Source organism: Arhodomonas sp. KWT (assembly GCF_010993615.1).
In genome coordinates this window covers 32,399-33,885 of the sequence record NZ_WNXE01000020.1, presented here as the reverse complement: position 1 = coordinate 33,885, position 1,487 = coordinate 32,399, and the positions used below count along the sequence as shown (strand labels likewise).

The window sequence follows — 1,487 nt, the reverse complement described above, 5'->3', positions numbered from 1 at the left end:
GGCGGGTCAGCGGGCGCGGTAGACGATACGTCCCTTGTTGAGGTCGTAGGGGGTGAGTTCCACCGTTACCTTGTCGCCGCGCAGGATCCGGATGTAGTGTTTTCGCATCTTACCGGAGATATGCGCGGTAACCTGATGACCGTTCTCCAGTTCGACGCGGAACATGGTGTTCGGGAGCACGTCGATTACCGTGCCGTTCATCCGGATGTTGTCTTCTTTCGCCATTCAGCCTCTACTCTTGTTGCCCGACAACGCCCCGGGCGGACGTGCGCCATCGGAGCTGATCTAAACCCCTAATGCTAGCGAATCCGGGGCCTACCCTCCAAGTGTTTATCGCGTTACCGGCTCACTCGGCGCGAGTCGGCGGCGGCCATTGGCCTCGATACGGTACCACTGCCCATCCGGCTCGAAACGCTCATGGGGCGTAAACTCGCTCTTGTAACGCATGGTCGGTGCCTGCGCGATCCAGTAGCCGAGGTACAGCCAATCCAGCCCGAGGGCGGCGGCCCGCTCGAGCTGGAGCAGGATCGCCACCGTGCCAGGGCTCGCAAACGAGTAGGCGGGATTGAAGAAGGTATACACCGCGGACAGTGCGTCCGGCACCCGGTCGGTGACGGCCACGGCCACGCGGTGATCGCCATCGTGGAGCTCGATCAGCTCCGTGTCACACCAGTCCGCGAACAGGAAACGCCGGTAGGCCGCCTCGTCGGTGTCGGCCATCCCGCCCTCCGGGTGGCGGCTGTCGATGTAGCGCCGGAAGAGGGCGTAGTGCGCGGGGTCGTAATGCGCCGGCGAGACCTCGACACGCCAGCCGGCGGCAGCCCGGCGCGCGCGTCGCTGGCGTCGGCGCGGCCGGAACGCCGCCACGGGGATGCGCAGGCTCTCGCAGGCGCTGCAGCCGGGGCACAGCGGCCGATAGACGTAGGCGCCGCTGCGGCGCAGCCCCATGGCGAGGAGCTGTCCGTAGAGCGCCGGGGACATTGCTGCCTCCGGGTCGAGGAAGGCCGTCCGGGCCTGCCGGTCCGGGAGGTAGGGACACGGCTCCTCGCCGGTGAGGTACGCGGCCAGACGGCGGGGCGCACCCTCGGTCATGGCTGCGATGCCCCCTCCAGCGGTGAAATTGTCCCGAAGGCCCATGGACCGTGCCGCTGTGCGCGTTGCTGGGTCTCGCGCAGCGCACGCAGGAAGCGCGGCCGCGGCCAGGCCTGGGCACCGAGGCGCTCCAGGTGTGGGGTCGGGAGCTGGCAGTCGATCAGCCCGAAACCCCACTCGTCAAGCTGCCCGGCCAGCCGGGCAAGGGCGATCTTGCTCGCGTCGGCGACCAGGCTGAACATGGACTCGCCGAAGAAGGCCGCGCCCAGGGAGACGCCATAGAGCCCGCCGACGAGGCGCCCATCGTCCCAGACCTCCGCGGAGTGGGCGATGCCCATCCGGTGCAGGGCCGTGTAGGCATCGGCCATCGCCGGTGTGATCCAGGTGCCGGCCTC

General features: G+C 68.2%; 3 protein-coding genes. All 3 read right to left on the bottom strand.

Translation table 11 applies throughout. The features are described from left to right. Positions 1 to 6 precede the first annotated feature (6 nt). Positions 7 to 225 carry a translation initiation factor IF-1 gene (gene infA / locus G7A99_RS06065; protein ID WP_026320895.1) on the bottom strand — a complete coding sequence of 73 codons (219 nt, stop codon included), beginning with the start codon at positions 223 to 225 and terminating at the stop codon, positions 7 to 9. Positions 226 to 330: 105 nt separating this feature from the next. Further along, the gene (locus G7A99_RS06060) at positions 331 to 1,092 is read right to left on the bottom strand and encodes an arginyltransferase (RefSeq protein WP_018716874.1); all 762 of its coding nucleotides are present in this window, start codon (positions 1,090 to 1,092) and stop codon (positions 331 to 333) included. Next, a partial coding sequence (locus G7A99_RS06055) for a leucyl/phenylalanyl-tRNA--protein transferase (protein ID WP_163139203.1) occupies positions 1,089 to 1,487 on the bottom strand: 399 nt, incomplete at its 5' end. The genes G7A99_RS06060 and G7A99_RS06055, both read right to left, overlap by 4 nt.

Bases quoted from the DNA above. Each gene is read 5' to 3' on its own strand.
- infA (WP_026320895.1), bottom strand. From the start codon at position 225: ATGGCGAAAGAAGACAACATCCGGATGAACGGCACGGTAATCGACGTG.
- G7A99_RS06060 (WP_018716874.1), bottom strand. From the start codon at position 1,092: ATGACCGAGGGTGCGCCCCGCCGTCTGGCCGCGTACCTCACCGGCGAG.